The sequence below is a fragment of the Streptomyces hesseae genome, from assembly GCF_031845785.1.
In the GTDB taxonomy this organism is placed as follows: Bacteria; Actinomycetota; Actinomycetes; order Streptomycetales; family Streptomycetaceae; genus Streptomyces; species Streptomyces hesseae.
In genome coordinates, this window is sequence record NZ_JAVRFI010000010.1 from 143,269 (window position 1) to 162,195 (window position 18,927).

Below are 18,927 nucleotides of genomic sequence, written 5' to 3' on the forward strand. Positions count from 1 at the left end.
TGGCTCCGGGCTGTGCGGCGCGACGGTCTCAGCACCAACTGTAGGCCCGCGATCGGCCGATTTGTCCGATTGTGAGCCGTCAGGCCCGGGTGGAGACTCCCGTGAGCGCGGTGACGACCGGGTCGAGCGCCTGGTTGATCTCGTCGCCGATGGAGCGGAAGAAGGTGATCGGGGCGCCGTAGGGGTCGTGGACCTCGTCGGCCTCCGCGTTGGGCGCCAGCAGCCAGCCGCGCAGGGCGGCGGCGGCCTGCACCAGGGCGCGGGCGCGCTCGACCACCCCGCCGGCCCGCTCGGGGTCCGGGAGGGTCGTGGGGTCTATGGCCCGTACCAGCCGGGTGAACTCCTTCAGGGTGAAGGTGCGCAGGCCCGCCGAGTGGCCCATGGAGATGACCTGGGCGCGGTGGTCGCGGGTGGCGGTGAGGACCAGGTCGGCGCGGATGACGTGCTCGTCCAGGAGCTCACGGCCGATGAAGCCGTGCGGGTCGGCGCCGAGGTCGGCCAGGACGGTGGCCGCGTGGGCCTCCATGGGAGCGCCCTCGTGACCCCAGGTGCCCGCGCTCTCCACCACCAGGCCGCCCCCGAAGGGGTCGCCGAGCCGGCGGATGAGGGCATGGCGGGTCAGCCGCTCGGTGATGGGCGAGCGGCAGACGTTGCCGGTGCTGACGTGGAGGATGCGGAAGGTGTCGGTGGAGGTGTCCGGTCCCGCTATGCCACGCCCCTGCGGGGCGATCAATTGGCCACCTCGAGGTCGGGTACCACCTCGCGGAGCTGCTCGGCGCTGATGGCGCCGGCGCGCAGCAGGACGGGCACCTTGCCGGTGACGTCCACGATGGAGGACGGCACGTCGGCGGGGGTCGGGCCGCCGTCGAGGTAGACGGAGACGGAGTCGCCCAGCATCTCCTGCGCGGCGTCGCAGGTCTGCGGCGCGGGGTGGCCGGTGAGGTTGGCGCTGGAGACGGCCATGGGGCCGAACTCGCTGAGCAGCTCGATGGCCACGGGGTGCAGCGGCATCCGGACCGCGACGGTGCCGCGGGTCTCGCCCAGGTCCCAGGTCAGCGACGGCTGGTGCTTGGCGACGAGGGTGAGGGCGCCGGGCCAGAAGGCGTCGACGAGCTCCCACGCCTGCTCGGAGAAGTCGGTGACCAGGCCGTGGAGGGTGTTCGGGGAGCCGACGAGGACGGGCGAGGGCATGCCCCGGCCCCGGCCCTTCGCGTGCAGGAGGTCGCCGACGGCCTCGCTGCTGAAGGCGTCCGCACCGATGCCGTAGACGGTGTCGGTGGGCAGCACGACCAGCTCGCCGCGGCGGACCGCGGCGGCCGCTTCGCGCAGACCGGTCTTGCGGTCGGTCGCGTCGCTGCAGTCGTATCGCCGTGCCATCTAACGGACCTCCTCGTACGGATTCTGTGTCTGGTGTCGTTCGCCGGTGACGGCCGCGGGGACCATCAGGGCGTCGCTTTGCGGGCGGTCGCGAAACGCGGCCGGTTGTTGAGGTCGGGGTGATCGGCCGCGTCGGCCCAGCCCCGCTCCTCGGTGAAGATCCACGGCACCTGGCCGCCCTGGGTGTCGGCGTGCTCGATGACGACGACGCCGCCGGGACGCAGCAGCCGGTGCGCGGTGCGCTCCAGGCCGCGGATGGTGTCCAGGCCGTCCTCGCCGGAGAACAGGGCGAGTTCGGGGTCGTGGTCGCGGGCCTCCGGGGCGACGTACTCCCACTCGGTGAGCGGGATGTACGGCGGGTTGGAGATCACCAGGTCGACCTGGCCGTCCAGCTCGGGCAGGGCCGCGAGGGCGTCCCCCTGGTGCAGCTGGACGCGCGAGCCCTCGGTGTTCTTGCGGGCCCAGGAGTGGGCGGTCTCGTCCAGCTCCACGGCGTGCACGCGCGAGCGCGGCACCTCCTGCGCGAGGGCGAGCGCGATGGCGCCGGAGCCCGTGCACAGGTCGACGATCAGGGGCTCGACGACGTCCATGGCCCGTACGGCGTCTATGGCCCAGCCGACGACCGACTCGGTCTCCGGGCGGGGCACGAAGACACCGGGGCCGACCTGGAGCTCCAGATAGCGGAAGAAGGCCCGCCCGGTGATGTGCTGGAGCGGCTCACGGGCCTCACGGCGCGCGATGGCCTCCCAGTAGCGGGCGTCGAAGTCGGCGTCCTTGACGTTGTGGAGCTCACCCCGCTTCACGCCGTGCACGAACGCGGCGAGTTCCTCCGCGTCGAAGCGGGGGGAAGGTACGCCGGCGTCGGCCAGCCGCTGGGTGGCCTGGGCCACCTCGGCGAGCAGCAGGTTCACTGGGCCTTCCTCACTTCTTGTCGGGCGCCGGTCGGCGGGGACGTGCGGGTCGGGGCGGAGATTACTGGGCGTCGGCGAGCTTCGCCGCCGAGTCGGCGTCGACGCACGCCTGGATGACCGCGTCCAGCTCGCCGTCGAGCACCTGGTCCAAGTTGTACGCCTTGAAACCGACGCGGTGATCCGAAATGCGGTTTTCCGGGAAGTTGTAGGTGCGGATCTTCTCGGAACGGTCGACGGTGCGCACCTGGCTGCGGCGCGCGCTCGCGGCCTCGGCCTCGGCCTTCTCCTGGGCGGCGGCCAGCAGCCGGGAGCGCAGGATGCGCATGGCCTGCTCCTTGTTCTGGAGCTGGCTCTTCTCGTTCTGGCAGGAGGCGACCACACCGGTGGGCAGGTGGGTGATGCGCACGGCGGAGTCGGTGGTGTTCACGGACTGGCCGCCGGGGCCGGAGGAGCGGTAGACGTCGATGCGGAGATCGTTCATGTTGATCTCGACCTCGACCTCCTCCGCCTCGGGCGTGACGAGCACACCGGCCGCGGAGGTGTGGATCCGGCCCTGGGACTCGGTGGCGGGCACGCGCTGGACGCGGTGGACGCCGCCCTCGTACTTCAGCCGGGCCCAGACGCCCTGGCCGGGCTCGGTGGCGCCGTTGCCGCCCTTGGTCTTCACCGCGACCTGGACGTCCTTGTAGCCGCCCAGCTCGGAGTCGGTGGAGTCGATGATCTCGGTCTTCCAGCCGACGCGCTCGGCGTAGCGCAGGTACATCCGCAGCAGGTCACCCGCGAAGAGCGCGGACTCGTCGCCGCCGGCGCCCGCCTTGATCTCGAGGATGACGTCCTTGTCGTCGCTGGGGTCGCGCGGGACGAGCAGCAGGCGCAGCTTCTCGGTGAGCTCCTCGCGGCCGCGCTCCAGCACCTTCACCTCGGCGGCGAAGTCCGGGTCCTCGGCGGCGAGCTCGCGCGCCGTCGCGATGTCCTCGCCGGCCTGCTTCCAGGCGCGGTAGGTACCGACGATCGGGGTCAGCTCGGAGTAGCGCTTGTTGAGCTTGCGGGCGTTGGCCTGGTCCGCGAACACGGCGGGGTCGGCGAGCCGCTTCTCGAGGTCGGCGTGCTCGCCGATCAGTTCCTCGACTGCCTCGAACATCAAGTTTCCCTAGCTGCTGGAAGTGACGGGCCTGCTGGACGACAAAGCGCCGGTCCGGGCGCCCAGCGTGAACTGGGCGGCCGAAGACCGGCGCCTGCGGGTCGCTACTTGGCCGCGGCCTGCTTGCCGAAGCGGGCCTCGAACCGCGCCACACGGCCACCGGTGTCGAGGATCTTCTGCTTGCCCGTGTAGAACGGGTGGCACTCGGAGCAGACCTCGGCGCGGATGTTGGCGGCGCCGATGGTGCTACGGGTGGTGAAGGAGGCGCCACAGGTGCAGCTGACCTGGGTCTCCGCGTACTCCGGGTGGATGTCGCGCTTCAAGGGGTTCTCCTAGGTTCGGGAGGGCTCCGGGTCGCACAGGCGGGATTGCCGTACGTGAACCGGGGCCGACGTACCAGTCTGCCAGTACTGGCCGTATCCCCCAAAACGGGGGGTGGCCGCCGGATATTCCCGCAGCTGGGGCCGGGGGCGCCGGGGCTACTTGACCACGCCGTCGGCCTGGGTCTTCGCTCCGTCGCCGTCCTTGGTCGCGGCCTCGGGGATGTCCTGGTCGTTCTTCAGCGCCTGCCAGAGCAGCTTCGACTGCTCCGTGAGCGGGACCACGCGGTCCTGGTCACGGGGGTCGGGGCCGACGGGGAGGGTCACCATGTGCATGTTGTCGGAGCTGATGCCCTTGAGGCTGTTGGCGAAGCCGTAGAGCTTGTCGACGGAGGCCAGGTCCTTGTCGGTGGTGAGCGACTTGGTGGCGGCGTCGGCGATTCCGTAGAGCTTGGTGGGGCTGGTGAACAGGCCGACGGACTTCACCTGATTGATCAGCGCCTTGATGAACGCCTGCTGGAGCTTGATCCGGCCGAGGTCGCTGCCGTCGCCCACGCCGTGGCGGGTGCGGACCAGACCGAGGGACTGCTCGCCGTTGAGCTTGTGGGTGCCCGCGTCGAGCTTGAGGTGGCTCCACTTGTCGTTGATGGGCTTGGTGGTGGTGACCTCCACGCCGCCCAGGTTGTCGATCAGCTTCTGGAAGCCGGCGAAGTCGACCTCCATGTAGTGATCCATCCGGACGTCGGTCATCGCCTCGACGGTCTTGACCGCGCAGACCGCGCCGCCGACCGAGTACGCCTCGTTGAACTGCTCGCGCTTGACCGCCGGGGCCGTCTTGCCGTTCGGGGTGACGCAATCGGGGCGGGAGACGATGGTGTCGCGCGGGATGGAGACGACGCTGGCCTTCTGGTGCCCCGCGTAGACGTGGACGATCATCGCCGTGTCGGAACGGGAGCTGCCCTCGTCCCGGCCGTACTTGTTGTTGGCGCCGGCCCGGGAGTCGGAGCCGAGGACCAGGATGTCCATCGAGCCGTTGTCGATGTTCTGCGGCCGGTTCTTGCCCAGCGCGCCGTTGATGTCGACGCTGCTGAGGTTGCCGTTGAGCTTGAAGTAGAGGAACCCCGCGCCGGTGCCGCCGAGCAGCACCAGGGCGCCGGCGCTCCAGGCGGCTATTCGGCGGCCCTTGCGGCGCACGGGAGGCTTACGGCGGCGGCCGCGTGTGCCCCCGGCACGGCGGCGGTGCGAACCCGCTCGCGTACCCCTGCTGTCGTCGGCCATGCGCTCCTCAGTCCTTCGCTGTACGTCGCCCCCTGCTGGTTGACGGGGAAGTCTGCGCCAGGGTTGCACAGCGGACTCTGAGGGCCGTCTTAGAAAAGCCGTGGCGAAAGTGGAGCGTGTGATCCCGTTCCGCCCCTTGCCACCTGGGATTTCGGCCATTCGGGGGCCGGTCGTTCCGGCCATTTCGGCGGTGGCCGGCTGTGGCGCATGTCTCAAAAGGTCACGGGAAGATCACAAAAAGCGAAACCTCCCCGGTCACAAAGGTGACGGGGGAGGTTTCGCGGGCCTGAGGGGCCCTGCCGGCGGTCGCCGTGGATCAGTCGTTGCCGTTGCCCGAGGAGGGCGTGGTCTTCGCGATCTGCATCAGGAACTCGGCGTTGGACTTCGTCTGCTTCATCTTGTCGAGGAGCAGCTCGATGGCCTGCTGCGAGTCCAGCGCGTGCAGCACCCGGCGGAGCTTCCAGACGATGGCCAGCTCCTCGCCGCCCAGCAGGATCTCCTCCTTGCGGGTGCTGGAGGCGTCCACGTCCACGGCCGGGAAGATGCGCTTGTCCGAGAGCTTCCGGTCGAGCTTGAGCTCCATGTTGCCGGTGCCCTTGAACTCCTCGAAGATCACCTCGTCCATCCGCGAGCCGGTCTCGACCAGCGCGGTGGCCAGGATGGTCAGCGAGCCGCCGTCCTCGATGTTGCGCGCGGCACCGAAGAACTTCTTCGGCGGGTAGAGCGCCGTGGAGTCGACACCACCGGACAGGATGCGGCCCGAGGCAGGGGCGGCCAGGTTGTAGGCGCGGCCCAGACGGGTGATCGAGTCCAGCAGGACGACCACGTCGTGACCCAGCTCCACGAGGCGCTTGGCGCGCTCGATGGCCAGCTCGGCGACGGTGGTGTGGTCCTCGGCCGGGCGGTCGAAGGTCGAGGAGATGACCTCGCCCTTGACCGACCGCTGCATGTCGGTGACCTCTTCCGGACGCTCGTCGACCAGGACGACCATCAGGTGGCACTCGGGGTTGTTGGTGGTGATCGCGTTGGCGATCGCCTGCATGATCATGGTCTTACCGGTCTTCGGCGGGGCCACGATCAGACCGCGCTGGCCCTTGCCGATGGGGGCGACCAGGTCGATGATGCGGGTCGTCAGCACGCCCGGGTCCGTCTCCAGCCGCATCCGGTCCTGCGGGTAGAGCGGGGTGAGCTTGCCGAACTCGGGACGGCCGCGGCCGGTCTCGGGCGCCATGCCGTTGACCGAGTCCAGGCGGACGAGCGCGTTGAACTTCTCACGCCGCTCGCCGTCCTTGGGCTGACGGACCGCGCCGGTGACGTGGTCGCCCTTGCGCAGGCCGTTCTTGCGGACCTGGGCCAGGGAGACGTAGACGTCGTTCGGGCCCGGCAGGTAGCCGGAGGTCCGGATGAAGGCGTAGTTGTCGAGGATGTCGAGGATGCCCGCGACGGGGATCAGCACATCGTCGTCGGCGACCTGCGGCTCGCCGGGGCCGAACTCCTCACGGCCACGACGGCCGCGACGGTCGCGGTAGCGGCCGCGACGGCCACGGCGGCCGCCGTCGAAGTCGTCCTCGTCCTGCGGGCCGCCCTGGGGGGCACGGTCGCCGCGCTGCTGCTGCTGCTGACGGCCCGCGCCCTGCTGGCCGGCGTCGCCGTCGCGGTTGCCGCGGCGGTCGCGCTCACGGCGCTCGCCACGCTCACCGCGCTCGCCCCGCTCGCCACGTTCCCGGCGCTCGCCCTTCTGGCCGCGCTCGGCGCGGTCCTGGCGCTCGCCCTTGGCGGACTTGCCCTCGGCGGTGTCGACGGCGGCCTCGGCCTTGGCCTCGGCGCGCTCCTCGACGCGGACCTCGGCCTTGGCCTCGGTACGGGCCTCGGCAGCGGCCTGCTCGGGGCTGCCCGCGGGGGCGGTGGCGCGCCGACGGCGACGCTCACCGGCCGGGGCCTCGTCCCCGGCCGGCTGGCCCGGGATCTCGATCTGCTGCTGGGCAGCCTTCTCGGCGGGCTTCTCGGCCGCGGCCTCGCCCGTACGGGCCCGGGAGGTCGCACGGCGCTTCGGCTTGGCCTCGGCGGCAGCGGCGGGCTCGGTCTTGGCCGGCGCGGCGGCGCCGCCACCGGCCTGCTTCTCCTTGATGACCTCGATCAGCTGGCCTTTGCGCATCCGCGCGGTGCCCTTGATGCCGAGGCCGGAAGCGAGCTGCTGGAGCTCGGCCAGGACCATGGCGTCGAGGCCGGTGCCCGAGCGGCGCCGCTTGGGGGCGGTGGCAGCACCGGTGGCGGACGCGGCGGGAGCGTCCGTGGCGGGCGCGGAGGCATTGCCGACGGAGCTGTCGGCGTTCACGCCCATCAGATCGGTGGTGTCGCTCACGAAGGGGTCCTTCCCTGGAGCGGGCGTCGGCCTGTCTTGGCTCGGCGACCGGTTGTGCTGTCCGGCTGCGGTCCTTGCGTGCGGACCGGGCCGGGGCGGTGGTTCGCCGCTTTGTCACGGCGGAAGAAAAAATCAGTGCGTTGCTGTCGGCGTGAAGAAATGAGGGAAGGGCACGACATAACGCTTCACTCATGTCGCCCACGCCGATTCCGGAGCGTGCTCGAAACTGCTCAGGCAGGCTGCTCAGGCAGTTGGGGAGGCTCCCGGAAGAAAAGCGGTCCCTGATCGGGACACAGAGCACCGAGCCGATGTGGCTTCGGGTGCAGACTTGAGGTTAACACTACCGGATCCCACAAACATTCCCCCTCTCCAAGACCGGCAATCGTGTTTTTTTCCTGGCCCGGGGCACCCCCTGGACACCCCGGGCACCGCTGGTCAGGCGAGCGGCAGCACGCTCGTCCCCCCGGAGTCGAGGGCCAGGCGGTTCGCCGCCCATCCCTCGCCCGCCAGCCGTGCGACCTTGTCGGCCGCACCGTCCTCGACCAGCGCGAGCACCGTGGGGCCCGCGCCGGAGATGACCGCGGGGACGCCGTCCGCCCGCAGTCGGTTGACCAGGGCCACGCTCTCCGGCATCGCCGGAGCGCGGTAGTCCTGGTGGAGCCGGTCCTCGGTGGCCGGCAGCAGCAGCTCGGGACGCCTGGTCAGGGCCTCGACGAGCAGAGCGGCACGCCCGGCGTTGGCGGCCGCGTCCACATGGGGAACGCTGCGCGGCAGCAGGCCGCGCGCGGTCTCGGTGAGTACTGCCGCCGACGGCACGAAGACCACCGGAACGATGGAATCCGCCGGGTCCATCCGAATGGCCCGCGCCACCCCCGACTCCATCCAGGCGAGGGTGAACCCGCCCATCAGACAGGCCGCGACGTTGTCGGGGTGGCCCTCGATCTCGGTGGCCAGCTCCAGCATGGCCGCGTCGTCGAGCTTCTCGGCCCCGCCTATGGTCACCGCGCGGGCGGCGACGATGCCCGCGCAGATGGCGGCGGAGGAGGAGCCGAGACCCCGGCCGTGCGGAATGCGGTTGGCGCAGACGACCTCCAGCCCGCGCGGCTGGCCGCCGAGCAGGTCGAAGGTGGTGCGCAAGGACCGTACGAGCAGGTGGCTCTCGTCGCGCGGGAGGGTGTCGGCACCCTCGCCGGCGATATCGATGTGCAGCCCCGATTCCGCCACCCGGACCACGACATCGTCGTAGAGGTTCAGGGACAGGCCGAGGGCGTCGAAGCCGGGACCGAGATTGGCGCTGGTGGCGGGGGTGCGCACTCGGACGGCGGCGGCGCGGAAGGCGGGACCGGCCATCGCTCGATGACTCTCCTTGGTGTAACCGTGGTTGATGACATGCGACATCCGCAAAGGCCGCGACGGCGATACCGCGTGGGGACGGCACGGTCAGCGACGGGGCGGAGTGAACACAGCCTATCGAAGGAAGGTTCAGTGGCGACATAGGGCGCACAGGAGGCGCACGATGCGTGTCGCACTGCTACCTGTGCATCTGTCGGCTTTGCACAGGGTGTGGGCAATCGTTCCGCAGGGCTGGGGGCACCTCCCAGCGGTAGCTGGGGGAGGGTGGGCGCAACCGGACCACGGACGTGCACCCACCCCGTTCCGCCCCACCGGGCGGCACCCGGCAACGGTCAGACGAGCCCAAGCTCCCGCGCAGCAACCCCGGCATCCACCGGAACGGTAAGCGGCTGGGGCGCCCCCGCCACAGCCCAATCAGGATCCTTGAGCCCATTCCCGGTGACCGTACAGACAATCTTCTGCCCCGGATCCACGAGCCCGAGCTCGGCAGCCTTCAGCAGACCTGCCACGCTGGCGGCCGACGCCGGCTCGACGAAGACCCCCTCCTGAGAGGCCAACAGCCGGTAAGCGGCAAGAATCTGTCGGTCGGTCACTTCATCGATCAGCCCGCCCGACTCGTCCCGGGCGGCCTCCGCGTACTCCCAGGACGCCGGGTTGCCGATCCGGATCGCGGTGGCGATGGTGTGGGGGTCCCGCACCGGCTCGCCCCGCACGATCGGCGCGGAACCGGAAGCCTGGAATCCCCACATCCGGGGGTTGTGGGTCGAGACCTTGTCGGCGGCGTACTCGCGGTAGCCGCGCCAGTAGGCGGTGATGTTCCCCGCGTTGCCCACAGGAAGCACGTGAATGTCGGGCGCGTCACCCAGCGCGTCCACAATCTCGAACGCGGCCGTCTTCTGCCCCTCGATACGCACCGGGTTGACCGAATTCACCAGCGCCACGGGGTAGTTCTCGGACAGCCCGCGCGCCAGCGTCAGACAGTCGTCGAAGTTGCCGTCGACCTGGAGGATGCGGGCGCCGTGCACGAGCGCCTGGCCCATCTTGCCCAGGGCGATCTTGCCCTGGGGTACGAGCACGGCGCAGACCATCCCGGCCCGTACGGCGTAGGCGGCGGCCGAGGCGGAGGTGTTGCCCGTGGAGGCGCAGATGACCGCGCGCGCTCCCTCTTCCTTCGCCCGGGTGATGGCCATGGTCATGCCCCGGTCCTTGAAGGACCCGGTGGGGTTGGCGCCCTCGACCTTGAGGTGGACCTCGCATCCCGTGCGCTCGGAGAGCACCTGGGCGGGGACGAGCGGCGTGCCGCCCTCCCGCAGGGTGACGACCGGGGTGTCGGCGGTGACCGGAAGACGGTCGCGGTATTCCTCGATGATGCCGCGCCACTGGTGGGTGCCGGAGGCGGCGGGACGGCTGATGTTGGCAGACATTGCTCTCGTTATCCCTTGTTCCCTGCTTCGCCTGACGCCTTACTCGCCTTACTCACCCTCGACCCGCATGATGCTGGCCACGTCACGGACCGTGTCCAGCTTGCGGAGGGCTTCGACCGTGGAGGACAGGGCCGCGTCGGAGGCCCGGTGCGTGACGACGACGAGGGAGGCCTCGCCGTCCTTGCCCTGCTGGCGAACCGTGTCGATGGAGACGCCGTGCTCGGCGAAGACCGTGGCGACCTGGGCCAGCACACCCGGCTTGTCGGCCACATCGAGGCTGATGTGGTAGCGGGTGACCACCTCGCCCATGGCGGACACCGGCAGGCGCGTATAGGCGGACTCGCCGGGGCCGGTGGCCTCGGCGACCTTGTTGCGGCAGACGGCGACGAGGTCGCCGAGGACGGCGGAGGCGGTCGGCGCGCCGCCCGCGCCCGGGCCGTAGAACATCAGCTGGCCGGCCGCGTCCGCCTCGATGAAGACCGCGTTGTACGCCTCGCGCACCGACGCCAGCGGGTGGGTCAGCGGGATCATCGCCGGGTGGACGCGGGCGCTGACGGAGCGGCCGTCGGCGGCCCGCTCGCAGATGGCGAGGAGCTTGATGGTGCAGCCCATCTGCTTCGCGGAAGCGAAGTCCGCGGCGGTGACCTCCGTCATTCCCTCGCGATGGACGTCGTCCAGCCGCACCCGGGTGTGGAAGGCGATGCCGGCGAGGATCGCGGCCTTCGCGGCGGCGTCGAAGCCCTCGACGTCGGCGGTCGGGTCGGCCTCGGCGTAGCCGAGCGCGGTGGCCTCGTCGAGCGCCTCGGAGTAGCCCGCGCCGCTCGAGTCCATCTTGTCGAGGATGAAGTTGGTGGTGCCGTTGACGATGCCGAGCACCCGGTTGACCCGGTCGCCGGCGAGGGACTCGCGCAGCGGCCGGACCAGCGGAATGGCGCCGGCGACGGCGGCCTCGTAATAGAGGTCCACGCCGTGCCGCTCGGCGGCGGCGTGGAGGGCGGCGCCGTCCTGCGCGAGCAGCGCCTTGTTGGCGGAGACGACGCTGGCGCCGTGCTCGAAGGCGGTGGTGATCAGGGAGCGCGCGGGCTCGATGCCGCCGATGACCTCGATGACGACGTCGATGTCGCCGCGTTTGACGAGGGCGGTGGCATCGGTGGTGATCAGCTCCTGAGGTACGCCCTCGCGCACCCGGTCGGGGCGCCGCACGGCGATTCCGACGAGCTCGACGGGCGCACCGATGCGCTGCGTGAGGTCGTCCGCGTGCGTCGTCATGATGCGCGTCACCTCAGAGCCGACGACTCCACAGCCCAGCAGCGCCACCTTCAGCGGACGCGTACGCATCATCCGACCTCGTTTCTCAGTACACCTTTGGTTGACCCACAGTCTCACCCACTGGACGGGGAATTCCTCCCCGTCCAGCATCCGAGACCGATTTCACCAAGGATTTTGTTCTTCTGTTTCCGTATTTTCCGTCAGCCGACGTCGAGGCGGAGGAGGTCCTCCTCCGTCTCCCGTCGGACGATCACTCGCGCCGCGCCGTCCCGTACGGCGACGACCGGAGGGCGCAGCGCGTGGTTGTAGTTGCTCGCCATGGAGCGGCAGTAGGCGCCGGTGGCGGGCACGGCGAGCAGGTCGCCGGGGGCCACGTCGGCGGGGAGGAAGGCGTCCCGTACGACGATGTCGCCGCTCTCGCAGTGCTTGCCGACGACGCGCGTGAGCATCGGTTCGGCGGTGGAGGCGCGGGAGACCAGGGCGACGGAGTAGTCGGCGTCGTAGAGCGCGGTGCGGATGTTGTCGGACATCCCGCCGTCGACGCTGACGTACGTCCGCAGTCCGGGCAGTTCCTTTGTGGTGCCCACCTCGTAGAGCGTGAAGGCGGTGGGGCCGACGATGGCGCGCCCGGGCTCGACGGAGATCCGCGGCACGGCGAGGCCGGCGGCGGCGCACTCACGGGTGACGATCTCGCGCAGGGCGGTGGCGATCTGGTGGGGCTCGCTCGGGTCGTCGTCGGAGGTGTAGGCGATGCCGAGGCCGCCGCCGAGGTCGATCTCGGGCAGTTCGACGCCGTGCTCGTCGCGGATCTGCCTCAGGAGCCCGATGACGCGGTGGGCCGCGACCTCGAAGCCGGAGGTGTCGAAGATCTGCGAGCCGATGTGGGAGTGGATGCCGAGGAGCTCCAGTCCGTCGAGCTTGAGCGCCCTGCGCACGGCCTCCGCGGCCTGCCCGCCCGCCAGCGGGAGCCCGAACTTCTGGTCCTCGTGGGCGGTGGCGATGAACTCGTGGGTGTGCGCCTCGACGCCGACCGTCACCCGGATCAGTACGCGCTGGCGCTTCCCGAGCCGCTCGGCGATGTGCGCGACGCGCGCGATCTCCTGGAAGGAGTCGACGACGATCCGCCCCACGCCGGCCTCGACGGCGCGGGTGATCTCGTCGGTGGACTTGTTGTTGCCGTGGAGGGCGATGCGCTCGGCGGGCATCCCGGCGTCGAGGGCGGTGAGGAGCTCGCCGCCGGAGCAGACGTCGAGGTTGAGGTCCTCCTCGTGCAGCCAGCGGACGACCGCGCGGGAGAGAAACGCCTTCCCCGCGTAGAAGACGTCGGCATCGGTCCCGAAGGCGTCCCGCCAGGCACGGCACCGCGCCCGGAAGTCGTCCTCGTCGAGGACGTAGGCGGGCGTGCCGAACTCCTCGGCGAGCCGCTTGACGTCCATCCCGCCGACGGCGACGACGCCGTCGTCGCCACGGGCGACGGTCCGGGACCAGACGCGGGGGTCGAGCTCGTTGAGATCGGTGGGCGGGGCGACGTAGTGCCCCTCGGGAAGGACGTCGGCGTAGCGGGGCCCGGCGGGGTGGGCGGAACGACTCATGACTGGCGATCCCCTTGTTACAGGTGTGCGGGTGCGGTGATGCCGAGCTGGGTCAGGCCGTTGGCCAGCACCTTGCCCGTGGCCTCGGCGAGGGCCAGGCGGGCGCGGTGAACGGCCAAGGGTTTCTCGTCGCCGCGGGGCAGGACGGGGCAGATGGCCTGCCATTTCAGGAAGGCGTCGGCGGTCCGCTCAAGATGCCGGGCGAGCCGGTCGGGGGCGCGGGCGGCGCTGACGCGGGAGTGGTCGGCGAGGGCGCCGAGGAGCGTGTCGGCACGGTCGTCGAGCGGCCCCACGAGCGAGTGGAACCCGAGATCACGGGCGTTACGCACCAAGGCCCGGCTCCGGGCATGGGCATACCGGACCCGGAAGAGCGGATTGCTGTCCTTCTGCACGAGCAGCAGGGACCGGTCGAGGCCGGGGGGAGAGAGCAGACTCCACCGGGCGGCATCACTCCCAAGCCGCTCGACATCTACGGCTCGGGGCCGCAAAGGCAGCGCATCCCCGCGAATCTCCGCCCCCAACACCTCCCGGACGATCTCCTCACCGGAGGCGCCATCAAGGGTGATGTTGAGGAAGCCGGGCCCGGCGATGTCGACGCGGGCGATACCGGGCCGTGCGACGAGCCGGCGCCGCAGTACTTCGGCGATCTCGCGGGCGGGACGGTCGCCGCCCTTGGCGAGCTGGAGCGCGACGTTGGTGGCGTAGTCCCCGCAGCCGGGGTGAGGGGGCACCCGCACACTGACCCGCTCCGGCACGGGCGCGCGCAGCTCGTCCTCCTCGACGGCGCGGCGCACGGTGTGCAACACGGTGCGGGAGAGATCGGCGGGGGTCACAAGGCCAGCCTAGGGGAGAAGGTGCGGCACTCCGCGAACCGGTTTCACCCTGCGGGACGGACGACGGGCTCGGCGTCCCCCGTCGCCCCCTCCGCCCCCTCCCCCTCCGGCCATCCCACCAGCCTCCGCACGAGCCGCACCATCTCCGCCGGCTCGAACGGCTTGGGCAGAAACGCGTCCGCCCCGGCGGACCAGCCGCTCTCGATCTCATAGGGGGTGCAGGCGCTGATGATCGCGATCGGGATGTCCCTGGTCCGCACGTCGGCGCGCAGCCGAGCGGCCGTGTTCAGCCCGTCGAGCCGGGGCATCACGACATCCAGGGTCACCGCATCGGGACGCACCCGGTGCACGATCTCCAGACACTCGGCACCATCGGCCGCGGTCACGACCTCAAAGCCCTCCAGCTCGAGGTTGACCCTGATCAACTGCCGGATGACCTTGTTGTCGTCCACAACAAGGACCCGGCCGGACAAGCCAGGCACACCCCGAGAGTAGGCGCGCCCCCGACCCCGCGTCCGGGTTTTCCCCACTTCCACCCCTCCCGAGCGACCTCCCGGCCCCCTGCCCCCACCCCTTTTCGATCAAGGTTGCCGGGCACCCTCCCGGAGCTGGTAGTGTTCTACCCGTCGCCGCGAGCGAGACCGCGAATCGGCCGACACGCCCCCGTAGCTCAGGGGATAGAGCAACGGCCTCCGGAGCCGTGTGCGCAGGTTCGAATCCTGCCGGGGGCACTTCGCAAGAAGTGCCGGAAGACCCCGCCGCCAGCGTTTCGCTGGATGCGGGGTCTTTTTCATGCGGTCACAACGGTCACACCTTCGGGAACCCGAAGCCGTAGCCCTCGCCCTTCAGCCAGTCGATGCAGCGGGCCAGGGCCTCGACGCTCTGGCTGCGGTCTCCGCCGCCGTCGTGGAAGAGGATGATGGGGCCGTTGGGGAGTTCGCGTTTGATGTTTTCCATGATGCGGTCGACGCCCGGGCGTTGCCAGTCCCGGGTGTCGACGTCCCAGCCGAGTGGGCGCATGCCGTTGTCGGCGGCCAGGTGGCGGCTGTACGGGGTGAAGGCGCCGCCGGGGGCGCGGTAGTAGGGGATCGTTCCGGCAGGGCCGCCGCCGGCCGCGTCCTCGATCATTTTCTTGGCGCCGAGGATCTGCTGCTTCTGGTAGTCCTCGGACCGTTTGTCCATGGCGGTGTTGTGGTCGACGGAGTGGTCGCAGAGGCGGTGGCCGTCGGCGATGACCTGTTTGACGAGGTCGGGGCGGGCCTTGGCCTGGGGGCCGATCATGCAGAAGGTGGCCTTGATGCCGGACTTCTTCAGCAGTTCCAGGACCTTCGGGGTCCACTTGGGGTCGGGGCCGTCGTCGATGGTCAGGGCCACGACCTTTCCGCCGGTCTCCGCCTCGTGGACGATCTCCGGGGAGACACGGCCCGCGTTCGAGGTGGGCGTGGCGGGTGCGCCCGGTGTGGTCGGTGGGGTCGGGGTGCCGCCCTTGCCGTCCGGGGACTTGCCCGGGGCCTTGTCCGGGGCCGGCGTCGGGCCCTGGGCGATCGTTTCCTCACCCCGGGAGCTCCCCGAGCCCTCGGTGGCCACGGCCACGGTGCCCGATATCACCCCCGCGATGGCGATCAACCCTCCCGCCGCGATCACCAGATGCCGCCTACGGGCCGTCAATCGTGTCATGACTTCCCACACCCCCTCGCGCAGCTGAGTCCATTCCTGCCCGCGTAGGACGGCGATGTACCGCAAAGCGTTCCGTAACACGGCATCGCTCACAGAATTCAGACAGGACAGGCACGGCTCCTCTGTAAAGTTCCCGGCAGCCCCACTACCGTTACCCTTCCGCGATCGTCCGGGTGACCTCTTCCGTACGGGCTGCTTCCTCCGCCGCGAAGCGTCGGGCGTCGAGTTGTTCGGCGATCTCCTCGTCCTGGGCCATGAGTTGGTCGAGGCTGGCGTCGCCCATCTCGAACACCCCCATGTCCGCGTAGGCACGCTGGAGCCTCTCGCCCCACAGGCCGATGTCCTTCACACACGGCACAATGCGACTGAACAGCAACTTCCGGAAGATCTGGAGGAATTCGGAGCGCTCGCTCAGCTCCACCGCGTCCGCCGCCGGCACGCCGAAGTCGGCGAGGACCTCCTCGCCGCGCAGCCGGTCGCGCATCAGGTAGCAGCCCTCGATGACGAATTCCTCGCGATCGCGCAATTCGGCATCGGAAAGCTGTTTGTAGTACTCGCGCAGCGCCATACGACCGAAGGCCACATGCCGGGCCTCGTCCTGCATGACGTAGGCGAGGATCTGTTTCGGCAGCGGCTTCTCCGTCGAGTCGCGCAGCATTCCGAAGGCCGCGAGGGCGAGCCCTTCGATCAGTACCTGCATCCCCAGCGAGGGCATGTCCCAGCGGGAGTCCCGCAGGGTGTCCTCCAGCAGCGAGCGGAGGCTGGGGTTGACGGGGTAGATCATGCCGATCTTCTCGTGCAGGAAACGGCTGTAGATCTCCACATGTCGCGCCTCGTCCATCGCCTGGGTGGCGGCGTAGAACTTCGCGTCCAGGTCGGGGACGGCCTCCACGATGCGGGTCGCGCACACCAGCGCCCCCTGTTCGCCGTGGAGGAACTGGCTGAAGTTCCAGGAGGCGTAATGGCGGCGCAGATCACGCCTGTTGTGCTCGCTCATCTTGTCCCAGTAGGGCGTCCCGTAGACGACGAGGTTCTCGTCGGGCACGCCGAGCGGGTCGTACGGGTCGACCTCCAGGTCCCAGTCGACGCGCTTGGTGCCGTCCCACTGCTTGTCCTTGCCCTTCTGGTAGAGGGCCAGTAGCCGTTCGCGGCCCTCGTCGTAGTCCCAGCTGAAGCGTGCCGCCCCCGTCGCGGGGACCTCCCAGACGGACGGGCCGGGGTCGTGGCGGTAGAGGTCGCGCGTCATCGTGGACGCCTCCTGTCCCTTGCTCATCAGCACTGTTGGGCAGGTGTATCTCTTGAGCAGGTGTAACCCTTGAGCAGGTCATATGACTCTTCTGGCTCTTCTGAAGGCTCACACGGGGTTACCGCAGGGTCAATGAGCCGTTCGAGGGGTCCACGAGAAGCCTTGACGGGCTTGCTGACAAGTAGTCTCATAAGGGCGTACCGCCGGTAGTCCGAAGTCCAGAGAGCACGCTCCAGTCCGACGATGAGGTGGCTTCCGTCATGGCGACCGTCCCCGATACCAGCGGTGTCCCCGGCGCCCGCGACGCGCTCGGCCCGCTCAAGGACCGTGAGCGGGTCGCCCAGCGGCTGCTCGAGTCCTCCGCCCGGCACTCCTTCGACCCCGACACCGACCTCGACTGGGCCGCGCCCCTGGAGCCCGGCAAGTGGTACTGCCCGCCGGAGCTGGTCTCCCTCTACGGCACCCCGCTGTGGCGGCGGATGCCGGAGGAGCAGCGGATGGACCTCTCCCGGCACGAGATAGCCTCGCTCGCCTCCCTCGGCATCTGGTTCGAGATCATCCTGATGCAGCTGCTGGTCCGTCACGTCTACGACAAGCCCGTGACCAGCTCTCACGTCCACTACGCGCTGACCGAGATCGCCGACGAGTGCCGGCACTCGAAGATGTTCGCCCGGATGATCGACAAGGTCGGCGCCCCCGCCTACCCCGTCGCCCGCCGCCACCACAACCTCGCCCGGGTCCTCAAGACCGTCTCCACCACACCGGGTTCCTTCGCCTCCACCCTGCTGGGCGAGGAGATCCTCGACCACATGCAGCGGCTGACCTTCCCCGACGAGCGCGTCCAGACGCTCGTCCGCGGCGTCACCCGCATCCACGTCGTCGAGGAGGCCCGCCACGTCCGCTACGCGCGGGAGGAGCTGCGGCGGCAGATGGCCACGTGCCCGCGCTGGGAGGCGGAGCTGACGCGCGTGAGCACGGGCGAGGCGGCCCGCGTCTTCACGGCCGCGTTCATCAACCCGCAGGTCTACACGAACGTGGGACTGGACCGCCGCGAGGCCGTGGCCCAGGTCCGGGCCAGCGGCCACCGCCGCGAGGTGATGCGGGCCGGCGCCGAGCGCCTGACGGGCTTCCTGGACGACATCGGGCTGCTGCGCGGCGCCGGGCGGCGGCTCTGGCGCAGCTCCGGGCTGCTGGCCTGACCCTTTGGCCACCGACCGCGCCGGGCGGCATACGCCTGACGGCCACGCGGCGGAGCCGCACATCGAAACAGCCTGGACGACATCGGGCTGCTGCGCGGCGCCGGGCGGCGGCTCTGGCGCAGCTCCGGGCTGCTGGCCTGACCCCTGACGCCCTCTGCCGCCGGAGTCCGGCCCGTTACGCTGCGATCCATGACCGGCAGCGGAACCACCTCCTACCGCAGGCTCGGCGTCGCCGAGCGCCGCGCCCAGCTGATCGCCACCGCTCTCCGCCTGTTCGCCCACCGCGTGCCCGAGGACGTCTCGCTCGACGACGTCGCGGCCGCCGCCAAGGTCTCCCGCCCGCTGGTCTACCGCTACTTCCCCGGCGGCAAGCAGCAGTTGTACGAGGCGGCCCTGCGCAGCGCGGCCGACGAGCTCGAGCTGTGCTTCGCCGAGCCCGAGACCGGCCCGCTCACGGGTCGGCTCTCCGCGGTCCTCGACCGCTACCTCGCCTTCGTCGACGAGCACGACGCGGGCTTCGCCGCCCTGCTCCAGGGCGGCAGCGTCGCGGAGACCTCGCGGACGGGCGCCATCGTCGACGAGGTGCGCCGGGCCGCCGTCGCGCAGATCATCAAGCACCTGTCCGTGGCCGAGCCGGGGGTGCGGCTGCGCACCATGGTGCGCATGTGGATCACGGCGGTCGAGGCCGCCTCGCTGATCTGGCTGGACGAGGGGAAGCGGCCCCCGCCGGGCGAGCTGCGCGACTGGCTGGTCGACCACTTCGTAGCCCTGCTCGTGACGACGGGCGCGAGCGACCCCCAGGTCGCCTCGGTGGCCCGCTCGGCGCTGTCCCGGGAGCCGGCCGACGGGCCGGCGGGCGACCTCGCCCGCCGGGTGCTCCCCCTGCTGGAGGACGCCGGTCACCTTCTTTGACCGGTCACCTCCTTTGATCCGTCTCCGGCCTGC

At 70.3% G+C, this 18,927-nt stretch carries 17 protein-coding genes and 1 tRNA gene; 3 read left to right on the forward strand and 15 right to left on the reverse strand.

The genetic code is table 11. From position 1 onward, the window contains the following. Window positions 1-79: 79 nt before the first annotated feature. The 13 genes from RM609_RS17765 to RM609_RS17825 all read right to left on the reverse strand — a co-directional run bounded on the left by RM609_RS17765 (window position 80) and on the right by RM609_RS17825 (window position 14,390). The gene (locus RM609_RS17765; RefSeq protein ID WP_311612024.1) at window positions 80-733 is read right to left on the reverse strand and encodes an arsenate reductase/protein-tyrosine-phosphatase family protein; all 654 of its coding nucleotides are present in this window, start codon (window positions 731-733) and stop codon (window positions 80-82) included. Next, the gene (locus tag RM609_RS17770; RefSeq protein ID WP_311612025.1) at window positions 730-1,377 is read right to left on the reverse strand and encodes an L-threonylcarbamoyladenylate synthase; all 648 of its coding nucleotides are present in this window, start codon (window positions 1,375-1,377) and stop codon (window positions 730-732) included. The genes RM609_RS17765 and RM609_RS17770 overlap by 4 nt, the downstream gene beginning before the upstream one ends. Before the next feature lie 65 nt (window positions 1,378-1,442). Beyond that, window positions 1,443-2,288 (reverse strand): peptide chain release factor N(5)-glutamine methyltransferase, encoded by an 846-nt coding sequence (prmC, locus tag RM609_RS17775; protein WP_311612027.1) that lies wholly within the window; start codon window positions 2,286-2,288, stop codon window positions 1,443-1,445. Between the two features lie 61 nt (window positions 2,289-2,349). Further along, window positions 2,350-3,429 (reverse strand): peptide chain release factor 1, encoded by a 1,080-nt coding sequence (prfA, locus tag RM609_RS17780; RefSeq protein WP_311612029.1) that lies wholly within the window; start codon window positions 3,427-3,429, stop codon window positions 2,350-2,352. A 104-nt stretch (window positions 3,430-3,533) separates the two neighbouring features. Further along, complete coding sequence (rpmE, locus tag RM609_RS17785) at window positions 3,534-3,752, reverse strand: 50S ribosomal protein L31 (RefSeq protein ID WP_311612030.1); 219 nt, start codon at window positions 3,750-3,752, stop codon at window positions 3,534-3,536. Between the two features lie 156 nt (window positions 3,753-3,908). Then, a complete protein-coding gene (locus RM609_RS17790; protein WP_311612032.1) occupies window positions 3,909-5,027 on the reverse strand; it encodes an LCP family protein in 1,119 nt (372 codons plus the stop codon). A gap of 316 nt (window positions 5,028-5,343) precedes the next feature. Beyond that, the gene (gene rho, locus RM609_RS17795; protein ID WP_311612033.1) at window positions 5,344-7,389 is read right to left on the reverse strand and encodes a transcription termination factor Rho; all 2,046 of its coding nucleotides are present in this window, start codon (window positions 7,387-7,389) and stop codon (window positions 5,344-5,346) included. Window positions 7,390-7,824: 435 nt separating this feature from the next. Beyond that, complete coding sequence (gene thrB, locus RM609_RS17800; protein WP_311612034.1) at window positions 7,825-8,739, reverse strand: homoserine kinase; 915 nt, start codon at window positions 8,737-8,739, stop codon at window positions 7,825-7,827. 335 nt (window positions 8,740-9,074) lie between these two features. Next, window positions 9,075-10,166 (reverse strand): threonine synthase, encoded by a 1,092-nt coding sequence (gene thrC, locus RM609_RS17805; protein ID WP_311612036.1) that lies wholly within the window; start codon window positions 10,164-10,166, stop codon window positions 9,075-9,077. A gap of 48 nt (window positions 10,167-10,214) precedes the next feature. Continuing rightward, on the reverse strand, window positions 10,215-11,507 hold the full coding sequence (locus RM609_RS17810; RefSeq protein WP_311612037.1) for a homoserine dehydrogenase: 1,293 nt from the start codon (window positions 11,505-11,507) through the stop codon (window positions 10,215-10,217). Window positions 11,508-11,635: 128 nt separating this feature from the next. Next, complete coding sequence (gene lysA / locus RM609_RS17815; RefSeq protein WP_311612039.1) at window positions 11,636-13,027, reverse strand: diaminopimelate decarboxylase; 1,392 nt, start codon at window positions 13,025-13,027, stop codon at window positions 11,636-11,638. Between the two features lie 17 nt (window positions 13,028-13,044). Further along, window positions 13,045-13,860 carry an ArgS-related anticodon-binding protein NrtL gene (gene nrtL / locus RM609_RS17820; protein WP_311612041.1) on the reverse strand — a complete coding sequence of 272 codons (816 nt, stop codon included), beginning with the start codon at window positions 13,858-13,860 and terminating at the stop codon, window positions 13,045-13,047. A 44-nt stretch (window positions 13,861-13,904) separates the two neighbouring features. Then, window positions 13,905-14,390: a response regulator gene (locus RM609_RS17825; RefSeq protein ID WP_311612043.1), complete on the reverse strand. Its 486-nt coding sequence runs from the start codon at window positions 14,388-14,390 to the stop codon at window positions 13,905-13,907. Between the two features lie 129 nt (window positions 14,391-14,519). Between RM609_RS17825 and RM609_RS17830 the strand changes: the two genes are divergently transcribed. After that, window positions 14,520-14,591, forward strand: a tRNA-Arg gene (locus RM609_RS17830). Window positions 14,592-14,667: 76 nt separating this feature from the next. Here the strand turns inward: RM609_RS17830 and RM609_RS17835 are convergent. Both RM609_RS17835 and RM609_RS17840 read right to left on the reverse strand, forming a co-directional pair. Then, a complete protein-coding gene (locus RM609_RS17835; protein WP_311612045.1) occupies window positions 14,668-15,537 on the reverse strand; it encodes a polysaccharide deacetylase family protein in 870 nt (289 codons plus the stop codon). Window positions 15,538-15,688: 151 nt separating this feature from the next. Next, window positions 15,689-16,810, reverse strand: coding sequence for a ferritin-like domain-containing protein (locus tag RM609_RS17840; protein WP_438828468.1), 1,122 nt, complete (start codon window positions 16,808-16,810; stop codon window positions 15,689-15,691). A gap of 233 nt (window positions 16,811-17,043) precedes the next feature. On the opposite strand from RM609_RS17840, the gene RM609_RS17845 reads away from it, so the two are divergent. Both RM609_RS17845 and RM609_RS17850 read left to right on the forward strand, forming a co-directional pair. Next, window positions 17,044-17,982 carry an AurF N-oxygenase family protein gene (locus tag RM609_RS17845; RefSeq protein ID WP_311612047.1) on the forward strand — a complete coding sequence of 313 codons (939 nt, stop codon included), beginning with the start codon at window positions 17,044-17,046 and terminating at the stop codon, window positions 17,980-17,982. Between the two features lie 189 nt (window positions 17,983-18,171). Further along, window positions 18,172-18,894, forward strand: coding sequence for a TetR/AcrR family transcriptional regulator (locus tag RM609_RS17850; RefSeq protein ID WP_311612049.1), 723 nt, complete (start codon window positions 18,172-18,174; stop codon window positions 18,892-18,894). The last annotated feature ends 33 nt before the right edge of the window (window positions 18,895-18,927 follow it).